Origin of the sequence: Caballeronia sp. AZ1_KS37 (genome assembly GCF_023631165.1) — a bacterium.
Lineage (GTDB): Bacteria > Pseudomonadota > Gammaproteobacteria > Burkholderiales > Burkholderiaceae > Caballeronia > Caballeronia zhejiangensis.
Genome location: NZ_JALQDP010000028.1, coordinates 95,369 through 119,232, shown reverse-complemented (window position 1 = coordinate 119,232; position 23,864 = coordinate 95,369). Strand labels below are relative to the sequence as shown.

The 23,864-nt window shown below is 63.6% G+C and carries 21 protein-coding genes and 1 tRNA gene; 15 read left to right on the top strand and 7 right to left on the bottom strand.

Translation table 11 applies throughout. The annotated features are described in order from the left end of the window. The first annotated feature begins 17 nt into the window (after positions 1 to 17). From NCS00_RS15155 to NCS00_RS15105, 11 genes are read left to right on the top strand one after another with little or no spacing between them, the layout of a single operon-like run. Positions 18 to 1,004, top strand: coding sequence for a TRAP transporter substrate-binding protein (locus NCS00_RS15155; RefSeq protein WP_008353932.1), 987 nt, complete (start codon positions 18 to 20; stop codon positions 1,002 to 1,004). Between the two features lie 18 nt (positions 1,005 to 1,022). Continuing rightward, positions 1,023 to 1,580: a TRAP transporter small permease gene (locus tag NCS00_RS15150; protein ID WP_008353934.1), complete on the top strand. Its 558-nt coding sequence runs from the start codon at positions 1,023 to 1,025 to the stop codon at positions 1,578 to 1,580. Then, positions 1,577 to 2,842, top strand: a complete 1,266-nt coding sequence (locus tag NCS00_RS15145; RefSeq protein ID WP_250440418.1) for a TRAP transporter large permease — start codon at positions 1,577 to 1,579, stop codon at positions 2,840 to 2,842. Before NCS00_RS15150 ends, NCS00_RS15145 begins: the two co-directional genes overlap by 4 nt. Continuing rightward, on the top strand, positions 2,818 to 3,612 hold the full coding sequence (locus tag NCS00_RS15140; RefSeq protein ID WP_250440417.1) for a 3-ketoacyl-ACP reductase: 795 nt from the start codon (positions 2,818 to 2,820) through the stop codon (positions 3,610 to 3,612). The genes NCS00_RS15145 and NCS00_RS15140 overlap by 25 nt, the downstream gene beginning before the upstream one ends. Before the next feature lie 23 nt (positions 3,613 to 3,635). Further along, the gene (locus NCS00_RS15135) at positions 3,636 to 4,394 is read left to right on the top strand and encodes an enoyl-CoA hydratase/isomerase family protein (protein ID WP_250435508.1); all 759 of its coding nucleotides are present in this window, start codon (positions 3,636 to 3,638) and stop codon (positions 4,392 to 4,394) included. A gap of 12 nt (positions 4,395 to 4,406) precedes the next feature. Next, entirely contained in the window at positions 4,407 to 5,225 is an 819-nt protein-coding gene (locus NCS00_RS15130; protein ID WP_250440416.1) for an aldo/keto reductase, read from the top strand. 11 nt (positions 5,226 to 5,236) lie between these two features. Then, positions 5,237 to 5,701, top strand: a complete 465-nt coding sequence (locus NCS00_RS15125; RefSeq protein ID WP_175982492.1) for a MaoC family dehydratase — start codon at positions 5,237 to 5,239, stop codon at positions 5,699 to 5,701. A gap of 1 nt (position 5,702) precedes the next feature. After that, complete coding sequence (locus NCS00_RS15120) at positions 5,703 to 7,226, top strand: acyl CoA:acetate/3-ketoacid CoA transferase (RefSeq protein ID WP_250435504.1); 1,524 nt, start codon at positions 5,703 to 5,705, stop codon at positions 7,224 to 7,226. Between the two features lie 20 nt (positions 7,227 to 7,246). Then, a complete protein-coding gene (locus NCS00_RS15115; RefSeq protein WP_008353943.1) occupies positions 7,247 to 8,407 on the top strand; it encodes an acyl-CoA dehydrogenase family protein in 1,161 nt (386 codons plus the stop codon). Between the two features lie 4 nt (positions 8,408 to 8,411). Beyond that, the gene (locus NCS00_RS15110; protein WP_250440415.1) at positions 8,412 to 10,007 is read left to right on the top strand and encodes an acyl CoA:acetate/3-ketoacid CoA transferase; all 1,596 of its coding nucleotides are present in this window, start codon (positions 8,412 to 8,414) and stop codon (positions 10,005 to 10,007) included. After that, entirely contained in the window at positions 10,000 to 10,779 is a 780-nt protein-coding gene (locus NCS00_RS15105; protein ID WP_250440413.1) for an enoyl-CoA hydratase/isomerase family protein, read from the top strand. Before NCS00_RS15110 ends, NCS00_RS15105 begins: the two co-directional genes overlap by 8 nt. A gap of 3 nt (positions 10,780 to 10,782) precedes the next feature. Here the strand turns inward: NCS00_RS15105 and NCS00_RS15100 are convergent, their stop codons facing one another. Together NCS00_RS15100 and NCS00_RS15095 are read right to left on the bottom strand one after the other, a co-directional pair. After that, positions 10,783 to 11,628 (bottom strand): sugar phosphate isomerase/epimerase family protein, encoded by an 846-nt coding sequence (locus NCS00_RS15100; RefSeq protein ID WP_008353948.1) that lies wholly within the window; start codon positions 11,626 to 11,628, stop codon positions 10,783 to 10,785. A 391-nt stretch (positions 11,629 to 12,019) separates the two neighbouring features. Then, positions 12,020 to 12,814 (bottom strand): IclR family transcriptional regulator, encoded by a 795-nt coding sequence (locus tag NCS00_RS15095; RefSeq protein ID WP_008353949.1) that lies wholly within the window; start codon positions 12,812 to 12,814, stop codon positions 12,020 to 12,022. Between the two features lie 156 nt (positions 12,815 to 12,970). Here NCS00_RS15095 and NCS00_RS15090 point away from each other — a divergent pair, with 156 nt between their 5' ends. From NCS00_RS15090 to NCS00_RS15075, 4 genes are all read left to right on the top strand, one after another. Then, positions 12,971 to 13,954 carry a hydroxymethylglutaryl-CoA lyase gene (locus NCS00_RS15090; protein ID WP_250440411.1) on the top strand — a complete coding sequence of 328 codons (984 nt, stop codon included), beginning with the start codon at positions 12,971 to 12,973 and terminating at the stop codon, positions 13,952 to 13,954. After that, a complete protein-coding gene (locus NCS00_RS15085) occupies positions 13,951 to 15,225 on the top strand; it encodes a CaiB/BaiF CoA transferase family protein (RefSeq protein WP_250440409.1) in 1,275 nt (424 codons plus the stop codon). Before NCS00_RS15090 ends, NCS00_RS15085 begins: the two co-directional genes overlap by 4 nt. An 80-nt stretch (positions 15,226 to 15,305) precedes the next feature. Further along, positions 15,306 to 16,613: an MFS transporter gene (locus NCS00_RS15080; protein ID WP_250440407.1), complete on the top strand. Its 1,308-nt coding sequence runs from the start codon at positions 15,306 to 15,308 to the stop codon at positions 16,611 to 16,613. A gap of 2 nt (positions 16,614 to 16,615) precedes the next feature. Next, complete coding sequence (locus tag NCS00_RS15075; protein ID WP_250440406.1) at positions 16,616 to 17,746, top strand: amidohydrolase family protein; 1,131 nt, start codon at positions 16,616 to 16,618, stop codon at positions 17,744 to 17,746. Positions 17,747 to 17,759: 13 nt separating this feature from the next. On the opposite strand, the gene NCS00_RS15070 is transcribed toward NCS00_RS15075, so the two are convergent. From NCS00_RS15070 to NCS00_RS15050, 5 genes are all read right to left on the bottom strand, one after another. Then, a complete protein-coding gene (locus NCS00_RS15070) occupies positions 17,760 to 18,386 on the bottom strand; it encodes a hypothetical protein (protein ID WP_250440405.1) in 627 nt (208 codons plus the stop codon). A gap of 285 nt (positions 18,387 to 18,671) precedes the next feature. Then, positions 18,672 to 18,748: transfer RNA gene (locus tag NCS00_RS15065), tRNA-Ile, on the bottom strand. 125 nt (positions 18,749 to 18,873) lie between these two features. Beyond that, positions 18,874 to 20,931, bottom strand: a complete 2,058-nt coding sequence (gene rpoD / locus NCS00_RS15060) for an RNA polymerase sigma factor RpoD (protein WP_075583507.1) — start codon at positions 20,929 to 20,931, stop codon at positions 18,874 to 18,876. Positions 20,932 to 21,340: 409 nt separating this feature from the next. Next, positions 21,341 to 23,218 (bottom strand): DNA primase, encoded by a 1,878-nt coding sequence (dnaG, locus tag NCS00_RS15055; RefSeq protein WP_008353957.1) that lies wholly within the window; start codon positions 23,216 to 23,218, stop codon positions 21,341 to 21,343. A 19-nt stretch (positions 23,219 to 23,237) separates the two neighbouring features. Then, a complete protein-coding gene (locus NCS00_RS15050) occupies positions 23,238 to 23,684 on the bottom strand; it encodes a GatB/YqeY domain-containing protein (protein WP_008353959.1) in 447 nt (148 codons plus the stop codon). Between the last annotated feature and the right edge of the window lie 180 nt (positions 23,685 to 23,864).

Here is a 23,864-nt window from a genome sequence, read left to right as displayed (position 1 = left end):
CCATAGGAGTCCGAGACATGCATGACTATCTGCTTTCTCGCCGCAAGATTTTGATGCTCACGGCTGCGTCGGCGGCCGCGGGTTGCCTGCCGCGCCTGGCGAGCGCCGACACCCCGACGATCCGCATCGGCGATGTCGTCGACCGCCACAATCCCGAGGTCATCACCGAGAATCTGATGGCCAAGCGTCTGAAGGAAACGACCGGCTTCGACGCGCGCGTATTTCCGGACGGCGTGCTCGGCTCCCACACGCGCATGAACGAGCAACTGCGCAACGGCACGCTCGAGGTCACGGTGACCAACGTGGCGGACCTGGAAGGCTACGACAAGCGTCTCGGACTCTTCGCGATGCCCTTCGCGTTTCCCGACCGGAAGTCGCTCTTCGCGGCTCAGGACGGTGCGCTCGGCAAGGCCTATGCGGGCATCCTCGACAATCTCGGCTTCGTGCTGCTGGGCTGGTTCGACTCGGGCTTGCGCAGCGTCTACAACCGCACGCGTCCGATCAACGAACCCGGCGATCTGAAGGGCCTGAAGATCCGTACGCAAGGCAATCAGATCATGATCGCGACGTTCAACCAGCTCGGCGCACAGGCGACGCCGCTCGACACGACGCAGATCTATTCCGCGTTGCAGCAGGGCGTCGTCGATGGTGCGGAGAACTCGGTGACGTTCTTCGTTCAGCAGCATCACAGCGAGGTGGCGAAGCACTACTCGTACACGAATCACTTCTTCTCGATCGATCCGATGCTCGCCAGCAAGAAGTGGTTCGACTCGCTCGACCCCAAGAAACAGGACGCCGTGAAGGAAGCCGCCGCGCAGGCTCAGCAGCACGAACGCGATCTGTGGCTGGCTTCCGATGCGAAGTATCTGGCCGAAGCGAAGAAGGCGGGCGTGGCGTTCAACGACGCGAATCTTCCCGCGTTCCAGGCAGCGGTCAAGCCGATCTATACGAAGTACCGCGCCAACTTCGCCGAACTGGGCACCTACCTGCCCGCCCTCGGATAACCGCCGGAGGTTCCCGACATGAAACCCGATCCGCGTTCGCGCGAGCCACGGGACAGCATCAACAAGGTTGCGGCGTTGCGCGTGCTCGCGAGCGTCGAAGACCTGCTGATAGCGGTCCTGGTTTTCGCGATCTTCTGCGTCGTTCTTGCGGGCATCCTGTCCCGCTTCGTCTTCCACGTCTCGCTCTCGTGGAACATCGAGGTCAGCGTCACGTTGATGATCTGGATGACCTTCATCGGCATCGCGGTCGGCGTGCGCGACAAGGTGCACGTCGCTTTCGAACTCTTCGAAGACAAGCTGAGCGGCCGATGGCTCGCGCTGGCGTCATTCGCGCAGATGCTGTTGATGGGCTTCCTGCTCGTGGCGCTCACTTGGGGCGGCTGGCAGTTCATGCAGCTCGGGCTCAACCAGATGACGCCGAGCGGCATCCCGCAATGGATATCGTTCGCCGCGATTCCCGCCGGCAGCGCGCTGGGTCTGCTGCATCTCGCGGCGCACGCATGGGACCTGGCCGCCCACGCTAACCTCGAAAGCGCGCAACACGGCCACGGCCATACCGAGACGAGGACGCAATGATTCTGACCATCGGACTGCTCGCGCTATTCGTCGTCGCCGGCGCGCCGATCATCGCTTCGCTGGGCGCGGTCGGCACCATCGACGGCCTGATGCAAGGCCTGCCGCTGACCAACATCGCGCAGGCGATGTATCACGGCGTCGATTCGTTCACGCTGCTCGCCGTGCCGCTGTTCATCCTCGCCGGAGAAATTCTCTTTCACTCGGGCTCGGCCGGGCGCCTCGTCAACTTCATGAATCTGCTGGTGGGCCGCGTGCCCGGCGGGCTCGGCGTTTCCGCCGTCGCCTCGACGATGGTCTTCTCCGGCTTGAGCGGCTCCGTCAACGCGGATGCCGCCGCGATCAGTTCGGCGATGCTGCCGTCGATGGAAAAAGCCGGCTATCGCAAGGAATGGTCGTCCGCGATTATCGCGGCGGCGGCCGGCACGGGCATTTTGATTCCGCCGTCGATCACGATCATCGTGCTGGCGACGGTCGCGAACATGTCGGTCACGAAGCTCTTTCTCGCGGCGACGCTGCCTGCCCTGCTGGTCGGCATCACGAAGATGCTCATCATCATGTATCGCGCGCGCTCCGAGCCGCCCGTCGCGCCGGTCCACTTCAGCGTGCGCGAGCTCGGCCGCGCGTTCATGCTCGCGATCCCCGCGCTCGGTGCGCCGATCATCATCCTGGGCGGGATCTTCATGGGCTTCTTCACGGCGACCGAGTCCGCTGCGGCGGCGGTGGCCTACGTGACGATCATCACGCTCGTGCAGCGATCCATTCCGAACCGCGCATGGCTCGGCATTCTGATCAAGGCGGGCCGCACCAGCGCAATCGTGCTGTCGCTCGTCGGCGTCGCGCAGATTCTCGGATACATGCTGGCGTACAACTCGGTCGGCGAGCAGGTCGCCGAATTCGCTACGCAACTGACCGGCAACAAGTTCGTCTTCACGGTGTTCATCGTGGTCGTGTTCTGGCTGCTGGGCGCGTTGCTCGACGGCATTCCCGCGCTCATCCTGCTGATTCCGCTATTCCTGCCGATCGCGCAGGACGCCGGCTTCAGCGACATCCATTTCGCGATTCTCGCCATCGCCATCGTCGGCATCTCGCTCGTGACGCCGCCGATCGGCACGGCCTGCTTCATCGTCACCGGCGTCGCCAACATCCGAATGGTGAATCTTGTGCGGCCCATGCTGCCATTCATGGCCATCATGTTCGTGACCATCCTGCTGCTGGCTTTCGTGCCGGCGTTCTCCGAATGGCTACCTCATCTCCTGTACTGACGCCGCGCGGCGCCGCGCCGCTCGCGCTCGTCACCGGCGCGCGCCGCGGCATCGGCGCGAGCATCGCGATCGAGCTGGCGACGCGCGGGTTCGATCTCGCGCTGATCGACATCGATGACGACAACGCGAACGAAACGATGGCCGCCGTCGAAGCGCACGGCGCGCGCGCACGCTTTTACCGGCACGATCTCGCCGATAGCGCCGCCCATCGCGCGCTCGTCGAGCGCATCGTTTCGGACTGCGGGCCGATCACCTGTCTCGTCAACAACGCGGGCGTCTCGGCCGGGCAGCGCGGCGATCTGCTGGAGGTAGACGAGCAGTCCTATGACCGCGTCGTCGATATCAACATGCGCGGCACGTTCTTTCTCACGCAGGCCGTGGCGCGCCACATGGCCGCGATCGGCAGCGAAGATTCGCGCAGCATCGTCTCGGTGTCGTCGGTCAGCGCCGAACTCGCGTCGACGGAGCGCGGCGAATACTGCATGTCGAAGGCCGGGCTGGGCATGCTCACCAAGCTGTTCGCGCTGCGCCTCGCGCCGCTCGCAATCGGCGTATTCGAAGTGCGCCCCGGCATCATCCGCACGCCGATGACGGAAGGCGTCGCCGCGCGCTACGACGAACGCATCGCCGGCGGCATCGTCCCGATGAAGCGCTGGGGCGCGCCGCAGGACGTCGCGTCGGCCGTCGCGGCGCTCGTCTGCGGACAGATGGCGTTCGCGACGGGCAGCGTGCTCAACGTCGACGGCGCGCTCTCCGTTCCGCGCCTGTGACCACGACGACCGAGGAACCATCGATGGGACACATTCTCTCGCGTCGCGAAGATGCCGTGCTCGTGCTGGAACTCAGCAATTCGGGCAAGGCCAACGCGCTCGACTTCGCGATGCTGGCCGCGCTCGACGAGCAGATCGCGCAAATCAATCGGGACGACGGCATTCGCGCCGTCGTGCTGCGCGGCACGCCGGGCGGCGTGTTTTCGTCCGGCGCCGACATCCGCGAATGGTCGGCGCTGAGTCCGGAGACATTCGCGACGCAATGGGTCGGCGAAGGCAACGCGGTGTTCCGGCGCTTCGAACGGCTGCGCTGCCCGACCGTGGCCGTCATCGAAGGACTGTGCTTCGGCGGCGGCCTGGAACTCGCGCTGTGCTGCGATCTGCGGCTCGCTGGCACCGGCGCGCGCCTGCGCTTTCCGGAAGTTTCCATCGGCGCCATTCCCGGCTGGGAGGGCGGCGACCGCTTGCAGCGCATCGCGGGCCGTGGGCGCGCGCTCGAAGCGGTGCTGCTGTCGCAGGAGATCGATGCATCGACCGCGCTGCAGTGGGGCATCGTCAATGCGGTCTGCGCGCCGCAGGAAGTCGAAGCGCAGTTGCAGGAATGGACCGCGCGCCTGTGCCGCGTATCGCCGCGCGCCGCCGCGCTCGCCAAGGCGCTGATCGTCGATGACCACGACGATCCGCACGCAGCCTATACATCGGCCGCGCTCGCGGTCCGCTCCAGTCCCGACGCGGAGCTCGGCATCCGCGCCTTTTTCGCGAAGACGGCCGCCGTCTTCTGATGTCACGACGCCATGAACATACTTTTCCAACGCACGCATCAACGATCTTTCGGCACCTGGCCGCTCAACGGACAGCAACTGCGCGACGCGCTGACGGACGCGATCGAAACCGGCTATCGCGCGATCGATACCGCGCAGCTCTACGACAACGAACTCGGCGTCGGCTCGTCGCTGCGGGCGATCGGCATCCCGCGCGACGAGTTGTGCATCACGACCAAGATCGCGCCCGCCAACGATTCCGACGAACGTTTCATGCCGTCGCTGCGCGAAAGCCTCGAGAAGCTGAAGATCGAGCAGGCCGACGTCCTGCTGCTGCACTGGCCGCCCGCGGACGGCAACGTCGCGCCTTCCGTGCGGCGCCTCGAAGAAGCGGCGCGCGCGGGCTTGACGCGTCATATCGGCGTCAGCAACTTCAACGCCGCGATGATGCGCGCCGCGAAAGCCGCGACCGCGCTGCCGCTCATCACCAATCAGGTCGAGTTCCATCCGCTCTTGAACCAGCGTGTGCTGATGGATACCGCCATCGAGACCGGCATTCCGCTTTCGTCGTACTGCTCGGTCGCGCGCGGCGAAATCTTCAACTATCCGCTTTTCGACGAAATCGGTGCGCGCTACGGCAAGTCGGGTGCGCAGGTGGCGCTGCGCTGGATTCTCCAGAAAGGCGTCCCGATCAACACGATGTCGACGCAGCGCAGGAACATCGAGGCCAACTTCGACGTGATGGACTTCACGCTGTCGAGCATCGACATGCATCGCATCGACGCGCTGAACGACACCAATTACCGCATCGTCAATCGCGAACGGGTGCCGTATGCGCCCGAGTTCGACTGATAAGGAACCGCATGAGCCATCCCCTGCTCTTCGACGAGATCGAGCCCGGCCTCGGCTTCACGACGTCGGGCATCGTGGTCACCGAAAGCCATGTCGTGCAGTTCGCGGGCATCTCGGGCGATTTCTTCGATGTCCACATGGACGACGAATTCGCCCGCGATGTCGGCTTTCCCGGCCGCGTCGCGCACGGTCTGCTGTGCCTCGCCATGCTCGACGGCCTCAAGAACCGCGCGGCGACGCGCTTCGCCGCCGTCGCGACGCTCGAGTGGACGTATCGCTTTCACAAGCCGGTGCTGATCGGCGACCGCGTCCAGGGGCGCATCCGCGTGCTGGACAAGCGTCCGACGCGCCGCTCCGATCGCGGCATCGTGCGTTTGCAGGTCGAAGTACACAACCAGGACGGCGTGCTGATCCAGGACGGAATCAACGTGCTGATGGTCCGCGCGGGCGCACGGACGGACAACGAGAACCGATGAAATGAAGCGTGCACACCTGACCGATGCGGATTTCATGGCGGCGGCGATCTTCGACGGCGCGGTCGTCGTATTGAGCGGCTCGGGCGGCGGACTCGTCGAACCCGATCACATCACGGAAGCCATCGAGCGCCGCTTTCTCGCGACGGGCCATCCGCGCGATCTCACGCTGATCCACGGCCTCGGCATCGGCGACGGCGTCAAGAGCGGCATCAGCCGCTTCGCGCACGAAGGCATGGTGAAGCGCGTGATCGGCGGCCACTGGACCTGGTCCAAGCCGATGCAGAAGCTCGCGCGCGAGGAACGCATCGAGGCCTACACCCTGCCCGCCGGCGTGATCCAGACGCTGATCCGCGAAGCCGGCGCGGGCCGCCACGGGCTCGTCACGCACATCGGCCTCGATACCTTCGCCGATCCGCGCCACGGCGGCGGGCGCGTCAACCTGCGCGCGCGGGACGATCTCGTCGAAGTCGTCACGCTGGGCGGCAAGGAACTGCTCTGGTACAAGCCCTTCGAAATCGACTTCGCGATCGTGCGCGGCACCACGGCGGACATGCAGGGCAATCTGACATCGCGCGAAGAGCCGGCCGATATCGACGCTTTCGCCGCCGCGCTCGCCGCGCACAACCGCGGCGGCCGCGTGTTCGCGCAGGTGCGCGACGTATGCGCCACGCCGATCACGCCGGCGCGCGCGGTCACCGTGCCGGGCGTTCTCGTCGACGATATCTGCGTGTACGCGGATCAGAAGCAGACGACCAGCGGGCACTACGATCCGGCCATCAGCGGCGAAGCGCCCGCGCCCGACACGCGCATGCCGCCGCCGCTGCCCGAGGGCATCCGCTACATCATCGCGAAACGCGCCGCGAAGGAGCTGGAACCCGGCGCGTGCGTCAACTTCGGTTACGGTTTGCCCGATGGCATTCCCGCGGTGGCGCATGCGGAAGGCGTGGACATCAGCTGGACCGTGATCGAGCAGGGATCGCACAACGGCGAACTGCTGGGCGGCGATCTGTTCGGCGCCACGCGCCATGCGAGCGCGATCCTCAAGTCCACCGATCAGTTCGACCTGTTCAGCGGCGGCGGCATCGATATCGCGTTCCTCGGCATGGGCGAACTCGACGCGCAAGGCAACGTCAACGTCTCGTGGCTGGGGGAGAACATCGTCGGGCCGGGCGGCTTCGTCGACATCACGCAGCGCACGCGCAAGGTCGTCTTTTGCGGCACGTTCGAGGCGAAGGGGCTTGAAGTCGAGCTGGAAGACGGGCAAGTGCGCATCCGGCGTCACGGCGCGGTCCCGAAGCTGGTCGAGCAAGTGCGCCACATCACGTTCAGCGGCAAGCGCGCCCGCGCGGACGGCCAACAAGTGCTTTACGTCACCGAGCGTGCCGTCTTCGAACTCGCGCCCGAAGGCTTGCGGCTGATCGAAATCGCGCCGGGCGTCGACCTCGTTCGCGACGTGCTCGAACGTATGCCCTTCGAAGTCTCGTTGCATCCGTCGCTGCGTGTCGCCGCGACCAGTGCTGACTAAAACTCGAATCGGAGAGATCGATGGACTTCACGCTGAGCGACACGCAGAAAATGATGATCGAGACCGCGCGCCGCTTCGTCCGGTCCGAGTTGCAGCCGCTCGAACAGCAAGTGGAAGAGGAAGGCGCGCTCGCGCCCGAGATCGCCCGCGACTTGCAGGCGCGGGCGCGTGCGCTGGGTCTTTATGCGGTGAACATGCCCGCCGAACTCGGCGGCGGCGGACTGAACACGGTCGATTCGATGCTATGCGAGGAGCAGTTCGGCCACAGCTCCGACATACTCGTGCGGCGCGCGTTCGGCAACGTCTACGACGCGCTGCTCGCCTGCGAAGGCGAACAGATCGACCGCTGGCTGAAACCGGCGATTGCCGGCGCGCGAACCTGCGGCCTCGCGATCACCGAAACGGGCGCGGGTTCGGACGCCCAGGGCATCGAAACCACGGCGCGCAAGACGTCGTTCGGCTGGGCGCTGAACGGCAGCAAGCACTTCATCAGCGATGCGCAATGGAGCGATTTCTTTCTCGTCTCGGCCCGCACCGGCGAGAAGGAAATCTCGCTCTTCGCGGTCGACAAGAATCTTCCGGGTTTCACTGTCGGCCGCGATCAACGGATGATGGGTCTTCGCGGCACGCCGCACCACGAACTCTTCTTCGACGACGTCCCGCTAGAGCCGATGGCCCTCATCGGACGACAGGGCGAAGGCTTCAAACTCGCGATGAACATGCTCGGCCGCGTGCGCCTCGCGTTGATCGGCGCGCGCGGCATCGGCAAGGCGACGCACGTGCTCGAAATGATGATCGAGTACGCCGGCGAACGGCGGCAGTTCGGCACGCGCATCGGCGATTTTCAAATGATCCAGCAACTCATCGCGGACAGCGTGATGGAGATCAACGCGGCGCGGCTGATGCTGCTCAACACCGCGAGCATGATGGACGCGGGACAGGACGCGCGCGACTGGATTTCAATGGTCAAGGTGCAGGCTTCCGAGACGCTTGGGCGCGTCGTCGATCGCGCGGTGCAGGTCTTCGGCGGCATGGGCTTCTGCAAGGAGCTGGCCATCGAACGCTATTACCGCGATGCGCGCGTCTATCGCATCTTCGACGGCACCTCGGAGATTCATCGCGGCATCATCGCCCGCAACGCGATGAAGCGCGGCGCAGCGCTGTTCGACCTTCATCGATAAAAACATGAGAAAGCTCATTACCGCGGACGCGGCGGCCAGGCTCGTGCGAACCGGCGATGTCGTCAGCATCAGCTCGTCCAGCGCGCTCGGCTGCCCCGACAAGATTCTCGCGGCCATCGGCGAGCGCTTCGAGCGCGAGGGACAGCCGCGCGACCTCACGACGCTGAACCCGATCGCCGCGGGCGACATGTACGGCGTCAAGGGCATCGATCATCTCGCCCGGCCCGGGCTGCTCGCGCGCACGCTCGCGGGCTCGTATCCGAGCGGCCCGTCGTCGCTGCCGATGCCGAACATCTGGCGCATGATCGCCGACAACGAAATCGAGGCCTACAACGTTCCGAGCGGCATCCTGTTCGACATGCACCGCGACGCCGCCGCGAAGCGTCCCGGCGTGCTGACCAAGGTCGGAATGGGCACGTTCGTCGATCCCGATTTACAGGGCTGCGCGATGAACGCCGCCGCCGCCGCGCGTCCGGTCGTGCGCAAGGTGTCCTTCGATGGCGATGACTGGCTCTACTTCCCGGCGATCGCGCCGCGCGTGGCGATCATCCGCGCGACCACGGCCGACGAAGCGGGCAATCTCGGCTACGAACACGAAGGCGCGCTGCTGGGCGGCATCGATCAGGCGCTGGCCGCGCGCAACAACGGCGGCATCGTGATCGCGCAGGTCAAGCGCGTGGTGAAATCCGGCACGCTGCGGCCGCACGACGTGCGGCTGCCCTGCAATCTGGTCGATTACGTCGTGGTCGATCCGGACCAGTGGCAGACCACGCAGACGCCCTACGATCCCGCGATCAGCGGCGAAATCACGCTTCCGATGGATTCCTTCGAGCCGACGCCGTGGGGACCGGAGAAGGTCATCGCCCGCCGCGCCGCGATGGAGCTCGCGCATGGGTACGCGGCCAATCTGGGCTTCGGCATTTCGGCCAATGTCCCGCGCATCCTGCTCGAGGAAGGCTTGCACGGCGAAGTGACGTGGGCGATCGAACAGGGCGCGGTCGGCGGCATGCCTTTGCTCGGGTTCGCTTTCGGTTGCGCATCGAACGCGGACGCGATCGTCGCGTCGCCGAATCAGTTCACGTATTTTCAGGGCGGCGGCTTCGACATCGCACTGCTGTCCTTTCTGCAAGTCGACGCCGATGGCAGCGTGAATGTCTCCCGGCTCGCGTCGAAACCGTATCTGACGGCGGGCTGCGGCGGTTTCGTCGATATCACCGCTCATGCGCGCCGCATCGTGTTCTCGGGCTTTTTCACCGCGGGCGCGCAGCTGGAAGTCGGCGGCGGCAGGCTCGCGATCGTCAAGGAAGGCCGCACGCGCAAGTTCGTCCGGACGGCCGAGCAGATCACGTTCAGCGGCCGCGTGGGGCGCGAGCGCGGGCAGCGCGTGACCTACGTGACCGAACGCTGCGTCATCGATCTTCTCGATGACGGGCTGACCGTGCGCGAGATCGCTCCCGGCGTGGATTTGCAGCGCGACATTCTGGATCAGGCCGAGGTTGCGCTAAAGGTCGCCTCGGATCTGCGTCAGATGGATGCAGCGCTTTTCACCGATGCGCCCTTCGGACTCCGGCTCAAACCTCGCGAAGGACGCCATGACTGATCGCTTCGTTTCCATCGTTCGCGATGCGGCTGTCGCCATCGTCACGCTGAACCGGCCGGACAAGCTCAATGCGCTGACGCCCGCCATGCTGGATCAACTCGAAGATGCGGCCCGCGCGATCGAAGCCGACGATGAGACGCGCGTCGTCATCCTCGCGGGCGGCGGCGTGAAGGCGTTCTGCGTCGGCGCGGACATCAACGAATGGGCCGCGCTCGGGCCGCTGGACATGTGGCGCCACTGGGTGCGGCGAGGTCATCAGGTCTTCGACCAATGGGCGCGGCTGCGTCAGCCCGTGATCGCGGCGATCAACGGTCATGCCTTCGGCGGCGGGCTGGAACTGGCGATCACGGCCGACGTGCGTATCGCGGCCGAAGAGGCCCGTTTCGCGCTGCCGGAGGCATCGATTGCCACTTGCCCCGGCTGGTCGGGCACGCAGCGGCTCGTGCGTCTGACCGGCGCGAGCCACGCAAAATTCCTCGCCTTGAGCGGCGCGCGCGTGACGGCCGCGGACGCGCGGGCGTGCGGCCTTGTGCACGAGGTCGTGCCGCAGGACCGCGTGCTGGAACGTGCGCATCGACTGGCGCTGGACATGGCGGCGCGCGCGCCGGTGGCGCTGCAACTGACCAAACAGTTGCTCAACGCCGCGAGCGGCGAGGAAACCGGCTCGACTCTCGAAGCGATGGCGGGCGCGCTCGCCGCGAGCACCGAGGATGCCGCGGAGGGCATCCGCAGTTTTAGCGAGAAGCGGCCGCCGATTTACGTCGGACGTTGATGCTCAGCAGCACTCGAACAGGCGCTCGCGGCAGATCCGCAACGTCTCGTCGGCCGGGCGCGCCCACCAGTCGAGCCGGGAAAAAATCTCCACTTCGACGGGACCGTCGTAACCGGCGGCTTCCACCGCCGCGCGCAGCCGCTTGAGATCGATGACGCCATCGCCCATCATTCCGCGGTCCTGCAACGGATCGCGGGTTTCGACCAGCCAGTCGCATACGTGCAGCGCGAGGATGCGGTCGCCCGCGCGCGCGATGGCGGGCATCAGCGCCGGATCCCACCAGACATGGTAAGCGTCGATGGCCACGCCGAAGCCTCCCTCGCGCGACGGGTCGAGCCGGTCGCACCAGTCCAGCGCCTGGTCGAGCGTATTGAGCAGGCTGCGATCGGCCGCGTACACCGGATGCAAGGGCTCGAGCGCGACGCGCACGCCCGTTTCGTTCATCGTCGGCTGCAAGGCGGCGAGACCGTCGAGAATCTGCTCGCGTGCATCGTCGATATCGCGCGAACCGGGCGGCAATCCGCCGACGACGGCGACGAGCATCGGCGCGCCCAGCACGGCTGCCGTTTCCAGCGCGCGGCGGTTGGAATCGATCGCGGCGCGACGGCCCGCGGCGTCGTTGGCCGCGAAATACGCCGTGCGGCAATACGCGCCGACCTTCAGGCCGGCCGCGCGGATCGCACTGGCGGCTGCTTGCGGATTGTTCTCGTCGATTTCCTGACGCCACGGCGTGATCCAGCCGAAGCCCTGTTCGGCGATGCGTCCGGCCGTGACTTCGATCGGCTCGCGATAGCCGAGCGTGCCCGTGTTGATGCAGCAGAGATCGCCGCGCCCGTTAAGTTCACGCATGGTTCACCTCAGAAACGTTGGATCATCGGGCCGCCGTCGACGCAGCCATCGTGCGGATCACGCGGGCCACGTTTGCCCGCGAGGCCGAGCGCGGCGGCCGCGTCGGGGTCGCGTTATCGGCGAGCAGATTGTTCGTGCGTCGACCTGGGCGGGGCGGTCAGGGCACGCTCGGCCTGGTCAAAAGACTCTAAGGCAAGTAGATCGATCTAGCAAGTGCTATGCGGCCGCGTTACGTTCAGCGGCATCGGATCGTGTGCGGTGAAACGCTGATCTGCGAATTTCGCGCGACGCGCGCGCTGTGTGTCAAGCAAGCCGATGGAAAGCTGAAAGCCGTCGAGATTCCCGACTTCATCCGTGCGGCGTGCGCGTGAAAGCATGTGACTGCCGTCCTTCAGGCAGAGCGCTCGCTTCCATCGGCGGCTGGCGGCGCTTTCACGAAGCTCGCGATGCTCGCGTCATATCTCGATCCGTTTCCGCCCAGTGCGACGGTCGCTCGCCGCGCGCTATCGAGCAACATCGCCAATGCTGCATCGATGACCGCCGGAGCATCGAAACGGCCCTTTGGTCCTGAAAGCGTCAACGCGCCCTGCAACTCGCCGGTCGAATTGAACACGGGCACCGAGGCCGATGCCGTTTCCGGATCCCTCTCGCCAAACGAGGTGGCCCATAGCCGTTCGCGGATCTCTTGCCAGCGCGGATCCTGTGTCTCCGAGAACGCGAGCAGGACTTTGCCGGAGGCGCCCTTATCGATCGCGAACTCCTCTCCGACGCGAATCGATACCCGAACGCTGCGGCTAGGTTCGACGCGATACAACACGAGACGTTGATCGCCCTGGCGTACGTAGAAACTGGCCGTTTCGCCCAAGTCCCGGCTCAACTGCTGAAGCAACGGTTCGATCACAGGCCCCACCTGAAACGACCGCTGATAGAGCGTCGCAAGCCGCAACGGCTGATGACCGATTGCGTATTGCCCGTCGCTCAACTTCCGGATGAATCCGCCATGCTCCAAAGCGCCGAGCAGTCTCAAAACCGTACTCTTATAAAGCTCGGTCCGGCGTGAAAGCTCGGTCAGGGTCAGCCGGTCGTCGGTCGGCCCGAAGGCATTGAGTATGGCGAACGCCCGGTCAAGAACGGCGACGCCGCTCGACGCCTCGTTCGTATCGGACGGCTGGTCTTCCTTGGTCATGCACCGCTCCCGAATCAAATTCCACGACTATACAGTTCTATCCGGTAGAACTCTAGTTCTGAAATCCGGGGTTAACCCCGCTTTCAGCGATAAACGTCTTCGCCTAAAGTTCTCTCTAACAAAACACAGGTCTATCTGACAGAACAAAGGAGCGAAATGAGCGCCTCACATCGCCGAATCCTGATCAGCGAAGTCGGCCCGCGCGACGGCTTGCAGAGCATCCGAAGCGTCATGCCGACGTCCGCGAAACTCGAATGGATATCCGCGCTGGCGGCAGCGGGACTCAAGGAGATCGAAGTGGGATCGTTCGTTCCGCCGAAACTTCTGCCCCAAATGGCCGATATCCGCGAAGTCGTCGCTCACGCGTTATCCATTCCGGACCTTCGTGTCGCTGTCCTGGCGCCGAACCTGCGCGGCTCGCAAAGCGCGTTCGAAGCCGGCGTCCATAAAGTCACGTTGCCGGTGTCCGTCACCGATGAACACGCGTTGGCTAATGTCCGCAAAACGACCGCGCAGTTGATCGATGAGGTGCGCAGCATCGTCGCGCTGCGCGATGAGCAGTTCCCCGGAACAGAAATCGAAGCGGGTGTATCGGTCGCATTCGGCTGCACGATCGCGGGCACCGTGACCGACGACCAGACGATGCGCATGTGCCTCGCGATGGCCGAATGCGGTGTCGACGAAATCGGCCTGTCCGATACGAGCGGTTATGCCAACCCCGTTCAGGTTCGCCGCCTGTTTCGCCGGCTGCAATCGGAAGTCGGCGCGAAGGCGGGCGGCGCTCATTTCCACAACACGCGCGGTCAAGGCCTGGCGAATGTCGTGGCGGCACTCGATGCCGGCGTCACCACGATCGATTCGAGTCAGGCGGGCCTCGGCGGCTGTCCCTACGCGCCGGGCGCGACGGGGAACATCGTTACCGAAGACCTCGCGTTTCTACTCGAGGCGATGGGCTACGACACGGGCATAGACATCGACAAGCTCATTGCCGCGCGCTCGATCCTCGCACAGGCGCTTCCGGGCGAAGCGCTCTACGGACACGTACAGGACGCGGGACTGCCGAAAGGTTTCTCGTACGCAGACGGGCGCGCGCCGAGTGCGCCCCAGCCGGAAGGCTGTTTGTTGGGAGCGGCGCAATGAGCGAAGTGCATTCGGACCAGTCCTTGCCGTACAGCGGCGTGCGCGTCGTAGAGATGACGCACATGGTGATGGGGCCGACGTGCGGCATGGTGCTGGCGGACCTCGGCGCGGAAGTGATCAAGGTCGAGCCGATCACCGGCGACAGCACCCGCAATCTGCGAGGCTCGGGAGCAGGCTTCTTCAGCACGTTCAACCGCAACAAGAAAAGCATCGCCGTCGATCTGAAAGACCCGCGCGGTGTGGAGATCGTGCACAAGCTGCTTGCGAACGCCGATGTCTTCAGCGAGAACTTCAAGAGCGGCACCGTGGACAAGCTCGGCCTCGGCTATTCGGCCTTGTCCAGACTCAATCCTCGTCTGATCTATGTGTCGCACAAGGGCTTCCTGCCCGGTCCCTACGACCATCGCACCGCGCTCGACGAAGTCGTGCAGATGATGGGCGGTCTCGCGTACATGACCGGTCCCGAAGGCAGACCCTTGCGGGCAGGCACGAGCGTCAACGACATCATGGGCGGCATGTTCGGCGCGATCGGCGCAATGGCGGCGCTGGCACAACGCGAGCGGACCGGCCGCGGACAAGAGGTGCAGAGCGCCCTGTTCGAGAACAACGTGTTTCTCGTGGCGCAGCACATGATGCAATACGCCGTGACGGGACAAACCGCCGCGCCGATGCCAAGCCGCATTTCGGCCTGGGCAGTCTATGACGTCTTTTCGGTGAAGAACGGCGATCAGATCTTCCTGGCGGTCGTCTCCGATACGCAATGGGCGCTCTTCTGCGATGCCTTCGGCCTCGACGATCTGAAGGCCGACGCGCGTATCGCCAGCAACAATCAGCGCGTGCAAGCCCGCGAATGGCTGATGCCGCGGCTTCGCGCCCACATGGAAGCGTTCACTGCTGCCGAGATCGGCGCCATCTTCGAGCGCTGCGGGCTGCCGTACGCGCCGATCACGAAGCCGCAGGATCTTTTCGACGATCCGCATCTGCTCGCAACGGACGGACTTGCCGATGTCACCCTGCCATCCGACGCAAGCGGCGCGGGCAAAGCAGTACAGACGAAGACCGCATTGCTGCCTTTGACCCTTGGCGGCGAGCGTCTGCGACTTCGCGCAGGTCCGCCTTCGCTGGGTCAGGACACGCAGGCGCTGCTTCTGGAGCTGGGTTACTCATCGGAAGACCTGAGGCAGTTGGCGGACGCCGGCATCGTGAAGTGCCAGGCGGCCTTTTCCCACGATCCTTCCAGTCCCTCCGCCAACGAACTGGCGAGCGCCTGAGCACAACAGCATAAAAGGAACGCCGCTTCGCGTAGGCCGGCATGAGCCCGCGCGTTGGGTGCTCCGTCCGGAGACGAAGCATGACATCCATTTCATCGAACATGACGGCCGAGAGCGCGGTCGATACGACGCTCGAACAGCAGGCCGTCAGAAAGGCCGCGTGGCGTTTCATCCCCTTGCTTGCGCTCGCCTATTTCTTCAACTATCTCGATCGCACCAGCGTCGGGTTCGCCGCGCTGACGATGAACCGCGACCTCGGCTTGACCGCGACGCAGTTCGGCTGGGGCGCGGGCATCATGTTCGCGGGTTATTGCCTGTGCGAAGTGCCGAGCAACCTGGCGCTGTATCGCTTCGGCGCCCGGCGATGGCTCGCGCGCATCATGATCACATGGGGCTTCTTCGCCGCCGCGACGGCGCTCGCGGTTGGACCGACGAGCTTCTACGTGATTCGTCTTCTGCTGGGAATCGGCGAGGCCGGATTCTTCCCTGGCGTGATCTTCTTCCTCGCAGTGTGGTTTCCGGCCAGTTATCGCACTCGGGTGCTCGCATGGTTCACGGTCTCGACGCCGCTTTCGTCGCTAGTGGGCGGACCGCTGTCGACCTGGCTGCTGAAGATGGACGGCTTGCTCGGCCTTGCCGGATGGAAATGGATGTTTATCGTCGAAGGCCTGCCGGCGTGCATTCTCGGCTTCTTCGTCCTGAAGATGCTCGCGGACAAACCCGCCGATGCGAAGTGGCTCTCGCCCGAGGAGCGTCAGGCGCTGCAAAGCGCGTTCGATCGCGAGGGCGCTGCGAGCCAGAAGAAAAAGGATTTCGGCGCAGCGCTCAAAGATGTGCGGATGTACATCCTCGCGATGATTTCCTTCGGCTTCACGATGGGCTCCTACGGCATCGGCATATGGCTGCCGCAGATGCTCAAGGCGCACGGCATGAGCGTGACGCAGACGGGCTGGGTATCGGCGGTGCCGTATTTCTTCGCGACCATCGCGCTCTTGTGGTGGGCGAAGCGCGTCGATCGCCGCGGTGGCCATATCGCCAACCTCGCGGCTGGTCTTTTCATCGGCGCGGTCGCGCTCGGCATCTCGACATATTTTCAGCAACTGGTGCCTGCGTTGACGGGCATCACGCTGGCGTTGATCGGCACCATCGCAGGCCGAACGATTTTCTACACGCTGCCTGCCCGGTTCCTGTCGGGTCAGGCGGCCGCCGGCGGACTGGCGCTGATCAACTCCATCGGCGCGCTGGGCGGCTTTGCCGGTCCGTATCTGGTCGGCTATCTGAAGGATAGTTTCGGCACGTTCACCGCGGGCATGATCGGTCTGGCCGTCGTACTCGCGTTCACGACGTTGCTGACGCTTTCCCTCTACGCGTTCAACAAGGGAAAGTGACCATGCAAACTCTTCAATCGATTCACCGGCGCCGGCTGCTTGGCGCGGTCGCCGCATCCATCGCGATGCCCGCGCTGAGCGTGCGCCACGCATTCGCCAAAGAGGAAACGCGCAGTATGAGTACGACCAGCAATTACCTGCCCGTTCGGGCAGAGTGGCTTGCATCCGGAACGGAAGCGGCGCTCGAACCGGAGATGCCGATCATCGACGCGCATCACCACTTTTATGAGCGCCCGGGTTGGACGTATTTGCTCAACGAGTATCTCGAGGATGCACGGTCCGGGCACAACATTACCGCGTCTGTCTTCATGCAGGCGCTTACGCGGTACCGCACCACGGGTCCGGAACCGATGCGGCCGATCGGCGAAGTGGAGTATGTGGCTCAAGTCACCGCGCCGATGCAGGAAGAGAAGCCGCAGGTAGCGAAGGGCATCGTCGGATACGCGGATCTCCGTCGCGGCGCTGCCGTGCGAAACGTACTCGAAGCGGAACTCGAGGCCGGCGACGGCCGCTTGCGCGGTGTACGGCACCTCGTAACCTGGGATGCGGACGCCACGCTAGTGAACCCGCTTTCGGCAGTTCCTCGCGGGCTTCTGCTCGACTCCGGTTATCGTGCGGGCGTCGCGCAGTTGAAAGCCTTGGGCCTCTCCTACGACGCATGGCTGTTTTTCCCTCAGCTTCCCGAATTGTTCGATTTGGCGAAGGCAAATCCCGACACGCCGTTCATCGTCAATCACTGTGGGGGAGTGGTCAGAATCGCCAGCTACGCGGATCAGCGCAAGGAGGTCTTCGATGCATGGTCGCGTTCGATGCGCGAACTTGCGCGGTTGCCGAACGTTTATGTGAAGGTGGGCGGACTCGGAATGCGTATCAACGGTTTCGACTTCGAAAAAGGTGAGCGGCCACCTTCATCGATTGAATTGTCCGAAGCCTGGAAGCCGTGGATGCTGACCTGCATCGAAGCGTTCGGCGCGAATCGCTGCATGTTCGAAAGCAATTTTCCGGTCGATAAGGGTTCTTACCCGTTCAGTAACGGCTGGAACGCGTTCAAGCGATTGACTTCACAGGCAAGTGCTGAGGAACGTCAGGCGTTGTTTCGGGGGACGGTTTCGAGGGTGTATCGCCTGGGCTGAGTTGGCTGAGCTGTCAGGGGCGAGATCGCCCCTGACCCGCAAGCGTCACCGCGTTTGACCCACCAGGGCCATCAGAGAACCAATCCGGACTCTTCACAGCAGAATCGGGACTTTGCCCTTCGAAACCTTCTTCAAATTTAAGCCGGATTTTTCCGGCCTGCGCTATTTTCACCGCTCGGCACACCGGACAGCAGCTTCCGGTCCGAATGATGCTCTCGGGCCTTGCACTCCAGGTATGCCCGTCCATGCATTGCCATTCCGACGGCGTGATGGTGTTGACGTCGGTCTCCGACAAACACTTGCCACCGTGCATCGCAGCGGCGTCGTGCATCTTCTCAACGCCTAGACGTGTCCGTTCGACCGCACAGGTCCGGCACCAATGGCCGATCATGATCTTCACGGGCTTCGCCTGCCACGTATGCCCCTTTGCACATCCCCAGCGCAATAGGACACTATTGTTTGTGTAATCGTCGGACAGGCACTTTCCGCCGTAACCTGCGGCAAATTTCGTGCGTGTTTCCAATGCCCAGACGCTTGCGATCGAAGGCACACACCGGACACCGGCTTCTGTTGACCTTACCGAGCTTGGCACGCCAGCGATGTCCTTCTTCGCACTGCCAAAGCAGAGACGTTTGCGCATCGGTATAGTGCTTCGAAACACAGCGCCCGCTATGTTTTGCTGCCAGTACCTGCATATCGTTCTGCATTCGCTCGACAGGCATAGCCCGCCGCGCTCCTCGGCGATCTCGCAAATATGCTCAAGCGTATCGGCAAGCGTGAACGTCTCTTGAACCGGCGGCGGTGAGATGCGCGAGTGTCAAAAAGCCCGAGTGGGTCACGTGACCCACTTTGTCCCCGAGTGTCCCCGAAAGCGCCTTATCAGAAACGCAAATCCGCTAACCCCCTGATACTTTTGAGCAAGTGCTGGTGGGCCGGGTGGGGCTCGAACCCACTATCGGTCGATTATGAGTCGACAGCTTATACCAGTTAAGCTTCCGGCCCTGTGCAGGCAGAGCGTGCAAAAAGAAAGCGCCGCAAACGGCGCTTTCTGTCACTTCAGAACATTGCGCGAGGCGACTACGAAGGGTAGCGAGTTTGCCTCACAACGCCTCTCAAAACAAGTCCCGTCAGTTGCCTTCGAGGAACGACTTCAACTTGTCCGACCGGCTCGGATGCCGCAGCTTGCGCAGCGCCTTCGCCTCGATCTGGCGAATCCGCTCACGCGTCACGTCGAACTGCTTGCCGACCTCTTCCAGCGTGTGATCCGTGCTCATCTCGATCCCGAACCGCATGCGCAGCACCTTCGCCTCGCGCGGCGTCAGCGAATCGAGCACGTCCTTCACGACGTCGCGCATCGATGCATGCAGCGCGGCATCGGACGGCGCCACCGTGTTCGTATCCTCGATGAAATCGCCGAGATGCGAATCGTCGTCGTCGCCGATCGGCGTTTCCATGGAGATCGGCTCCTTCGCGATCTTCATGATCTTGCGGATCTTGTCCTCGGGCATTTCCATCTTCTCGGCGAGCGTCGCCGGATCCGGCTCGAGCCCGGTCTCCTGCAAGATCTGCCGCGAAATACGGTTCATCTTGTTGATCGTTTCGATCATGTGGACCGGAATGCGAATGGTGCGCGCCTGATCCGCGATCGAACGCGTGATCGCCTGACGAATCCACCACGTCGCGTACGTCGAAAACTTGTAGCCGCGACGATATTCGAACTTGTCCACCGCCTTCATCAAGCCAATGTTGCCTTCCTGGATCAGATCGAGGAACTGCAGGCCACGATTCGTGTACTTCTTCGCGATGGAAATCACGAGGCGCAGATTCGCCTCCGTCATTTCGCGCTTCGCCTGACGCGCCTTCAACTCGCCCGCCGCCATCTGACGGTTGGTTTCCTTCAGATCCTTCAACGGCAGAACGACGCGCGCCTGCAAATCCAGCAGACGCTGCTGCTGCTCGCGGATCGCCGGAATATTGCGCTCCAGCACCGCGCTGTACTCGTGACCCTCGGCGACGACCTTGTCGGACCATTCGAGATCCGTCTCGTTGCCGGGGAATCGCGTGATGAACTCGGCGCGCGGCATGCCGCACTTGTCGACAACCGTATGCAGGATCTGCCGCTCGACCTGACGCACTTCGTCCACTTGCGCGCGCAGCGTATCGCACAGGCGCTCGACGGTACGCGCGGTGAAGCGAATGTTCATGAGCTCCGTCTGAATGGCTTCCTGCGCCTTCAGATATGCCTTCGATTTATAGCCTTCCTTCTCGTAGGCGCGGCGCATCTTGTCGAACCATTCGCTGATGAGCGCGAACTTCTCGAGCGACTGGAGCTTGAGTGCTTCGAGTTGAGCGGCGTTCGCGCTTGCCTGCGCGCTGCCGTCGTCCTCTTCTTCCTCTTCCTCTTCGCCCTCTTCCGCGGTCTCTTCTTCTTCCGATTCGATCGCTTCCGCTTCCTGCTCGGAGAAGCCATCGGTGTCCTGCGCGTTCGGATCGATCAGGCCGTCGACGAGTTCATCGACGCGCACTTCCTCGTTCTGCACGCGCTCGGCCATCGCGAGAATGTCGGCGATGGTCGTCGGGCACGCGGAGATCGCCATGACCATGTGCTTGAGGCCGTCTTCGATGCGCTTCGCGATCTCGATTTCGCCTTCGCGCGTCAACAGTTCGACGGTGCCCATCTCGCGCATGTACATGCGGACCGGATCGGTCGTGCGGCCGAATTCGGAATCGACCGTGGAAAGCGCGACTTCGGCCTCTTCCTCGACTTCGTCGTCGGACGACGCGTTCGGCGCGTTGTCGTTCAGCAGCAGCGTTTCGGCATCGGGCGCTTGCTCGTACACCGCCACGCCCATGTCATTGAACGTGCTGATGATGCCTTCGATCGCCTCGGTTTCCGTGAAGTTGTCCGGAAGGTGGTCGTTGATCTCGCCGTAGGTGAGGAAGCCGCGCTCCTTGCCGAGCTTGATGAGCGCGCGCAGCTTGCCGCGCCGCTCTTCCAATTCCTCGACGGTGCCGGGCGCGCTCGACGAGAACGCGTCCTTCAGCAGCGCTTTTTCCTTCGCGCGGCGATCGCGGGCCTTCGCCTTTTCGACCTTCGCCGCAGGAGCGGCGCCAGACTCTGCGTTTTGCATTGCGTCGTCTTCGACGGATACATCGTTCAGCTTTTTCGTCATGGAGTTCGCCATACCGGCTTTAGTCTCGACTCGCGGCTGCTGGACAACAGCCGATGGAACCGTGAATACCCAATACGCGCACGCTGCTTCGTCCTGCGTGCCCTGCCCGGGGCGCCATCGCGGTTCGGACGAGTGTGAATCGTCTCCTCGCCCTACCCTCGATAGCAGCCGCTTCCCTTGCGCCCGTCTGTTCGCCGGCGTGCTTATCGGCCCGTTTCGTGTGACTTATGCGGCGTGTGCCACCTTCGTCGCCTACGGCCCATTCAGCCAGCGCCTTCCTGCTTCGCTTCCCTCTGCAAACAACTTCACATGCCCTTTGCCAACTGCTCGACCGCTGCCGCCCATCTACCGTGAAAAAACGACGAAAGCGCCTGAACAGTTGACAAAAAGCAATTCACTTGAACTTTTTATTATAGCATTCTCACCTTGCGCCATCCGCGCCGGCGCCCCGCCCAGCCTTGATCTGCGCCACTCTCGCCGACAACTCCGAGAACTCCGCGACCTCTTCCGCCGACAGACTCGATTGCCGCGCCAGTTGATCCAGCCGCGCCCGGTAGCTGTCGTGCCTCAGCTTCACCACTGTTGCTTGCAATTCTTCCGCCAGCAGACGCTTTTGTTCCTCGACTCGCTGCGCCGCGTCCTCATCGGACGGATCGCGCATCAGCAAATCGCGAACGTTTTCATCATAGGCGAGAATTTCCTGAAAGATATCGTCGTATGTGGGCGCGTTTGCTGCATTTCTCAAGATCTCCGACAGCAACTGGAACTGCGCGGCATCGCCGAGTTCGCGCGCGTGCGAGATCACTTCGCTGAACAATTCGCCGTGCTCGGTCATCGTTACGAGGGTGCGCTCGCTGTCCTGATCGAGCGAAACCGCGATGCCCGGATACATCACCAGATTGCGCAGCGCGCGCTGTTCCTGTCCGGTGACGCGGCGCCGCTCGCTCTTCGGCACGTTTGCCCGCGCGACGGCCGCAGCGCGCGAATCGATGTCGCATAGCGCGGCGATTTCGGTGAACGGCGTGTCGAGCCGGTCCGCGAGCATATGCAGGATCTGCACCCGCAACGCGTTTGCGGGCAGCGCCTGCAGCAGCGGTTTAGCGTCGAAGAGCGCTTTCGCTCGGCCTTCGGGCTGCTCCAGCTCCTTGTCGTTCAGTACCTCGTTCAGCAGGAACTGCGACAGCGGCATCGCGCGATCGACCTGCTCGCCGAACCCGTCCGTGCCGAACTCGCGCACGTAGCTGTCCGGATCGTGCTCCTTCGGCAGAAAGAGGAACTTGATGGTCCGGTTGTCCGCAGCGTGCGGCAGCGCCGCTTCCAGCGCGCGACGCGCGGCTCGCCGCCCGGCCGAATCGCCGTCGAAACTGAAGACGACGGTATCCGTCTGACGAAACAGCTTCTGCACGTGGATCGGCGTACACGCCGTGCCGAGCGTCGCCACGGCGTTCGCAAAACCCAGTTGAGCGAGCGCGACGACGTCCATGTACCCTTCGACGACGAGCACGTAACCCAGTTCACGAATCGCCAAGCGCGCTTCGAACAGGCCGTACAGCTCGCTGCCCTTGCTGAACAGCGGCGTCTCCGGCGAGTTCAGATATTTAGGCTCGCCCCCGTCGAGCACGCGCCCGCCGAAGCCGATCACGTTGCCCTTCACATTGCGGATCGGGAACATCACGCGTTCGCGAAAACGATCGTAACGTCGCGCCTGTCCTTGGGAATCCGTTTTTTCGCTGACGATCACCAAACCCGACTCGACCAGGTTTTCATCCCGATAATCGGGAAAGGCCGCCTCGAGGTTCTGCCAGCCATCCGGCGCGTAGCCGAGCCCGAAGCGCGCGGCGACCTCACCGGTCAAGCCGCGCTTTTTCAGATATTCGATGGCGTTCGGCGCGCCGCGCAACTGCTTGCGATAGAAATCGCACGCCGTCTGCATGACGTCCGTCAACGCGACGCTGACCGCCTTGCTCGGTGCGCTGTCGCCGCCGCCACCGCGGAACGAGTTGGAAGGCTCCTGCGGAACCGTCAGGCCGGCGCCTTGCGCCAGGTCTTTCACGGCCTCGGGAAACGTGAGCCCGGTATGCTCCATCAGAAAGCCGATCGCGGTGCCGTGCGCGCCGCAGCCGAAGCAGTGATAGAACTGCTTGGTCGGGCTGACCGTGAACGACGGGCTTTTCTCGTTGTGAAATGGGCAAAGGCCCATGAAATTCGCGCCGCCCTTTTTTAACTGGACGTAGCGGCCCACCACGTCGACGATGTCGACGCGGTTGAGCAAATCCTGCAGGAAAGCGTGCGGAATCACCGATCGAAAGCTGCGGACGTTACTTGGCGAGTGCGGCTTTCACCTGCGCGGAGACGGCGGTCATGTCGGCCTTGCCGGCGAGCTTCGGCTTCAGCACGCCCATCACCTTGCCCATGTCCTGCGGCCCGGCGGCGCCGGTCGCGGCGACGGCTGCCTGGACTTCGGCAGCGATCGCTTCGGCGGAAAGCTGTTCGGGCATATACGCCGCCAGCACCGCCAGCTCCGCTTTTTCCTTGTCGGCGAGATCGGTGCGGCTCGCGGCTTCGAACTGGCTGATCGAATCCTTGCGCTGCTTGATCATCTTGTCGATGACGGCGGTGATGCCCGCGTCGTCGAGCGTGACGCGATCGTCGACTTCGCGCTGCTTGATTGCCGCGAGCAGCAGGCGAATCGTGCCGAGACGCTCGGTTTCCTTCGCGCGCATGGCAGTCTTCATGTCGTCGTTGATCTGGTCTTTGAGGCTCATCGTTCACCCGGTGCAATTGCGAAAGTTTGAATTCCGGCCGGCGCGCGGCGGTCCCGCGAAAGCAAAAACCCGCTTGGGAACGCCTCCTCAAGCGGGATTAGCAGACAGCCTTCCTGGCGCCAGCGGAAAGCGGAGAGAATCCTCCGATGACCGTCCGAGTATAGCAAACGGGCCCGCGTT